The sequence below is a fragment of the Psychromonas arctica genome (assembly GCF_038155225.1).
GTDB classification, from domain to species: Bacteria; Pseudomonadota; Gammaproteobacteria; order Enterobacterales; family Psychromonadaceae; genus Psychromonas; species Psychromonas arctica_B.
This window is the reverse complement of the sequence record NZ_JBAKBA010000099.1, coordinates 1-688: the sequence shown is the minus strand read 5'-3', so window position 1 is coordinate 688 and position 688 is coordinate 1. Positions and strand designations below refer to the sequence as shown.

At 49.6% G+C, this 688-nt stretch carries 1 protein-coding gene; it reads left to right on the top strand.

Annotation, left to right across the window (positions count from 1 at the left end; all coding sequences use genetic code 11):
- Positions 1-688, top strand: a 688-nt coding sequence (locus V6255_RS17955; protein WP_341629373.1) for an Ig-like domain-containing protein, incomplete at both ends; no start/stop codon positions are given.

The following is a 688-nucleotide window of genomic DNA, read 5'->3' as shown; positions in this document are numbered from 1 at the left end:
ACACGCCAATCACGATTGATGTGTTAGCGAACGATACTGATGTTGATGGCGTGGTTTCACCCGTCGCTTCAGTGACCGATGGTGATAACGGCACCGTGACGATCAATGATGATGGCACCGTAACCTACACGCCAAATGCTGATTTCAATGGCACGGACACGTTTACTTATACCAATGAAGATGGCATCACTGAAACAGTGACTGTCATCGTTGACGCAGTAGCCGATGACACGGTTGTGGCTGCGGATAACGCAACCACTGATGAAGACACGCCAATCACGATTGATGTGTTAGCGAACGATACTGATGTTGATGGCGTGGTCTCGCCTGTTGCTTCTGTGACCGATGGCGATAACGGTACGGTAACGATCAACGACGATGGCACCGTGACTTACACACCGAATGCCGATTACAACGGCACTGATACGTTTACTTATACCAATGAAGATGGCACCACTGAAACCGTGACGGTCACTGTTGATCCAATCGCAGATGATACGGTATTGGTTGCTGACTCAGCGACAACGAACGAAGATACACCTGTGACGATTGATGTTACGGCGAACGATACTGACGTTGATAACGGCGAAGTATCCCCAGTTGATACCGTCACGCAAGGGTCGAATGGCTCTGTGGCGATCAACGATGATGGTACCGTAACGTACACACCAAACGCCGATTTCAATGG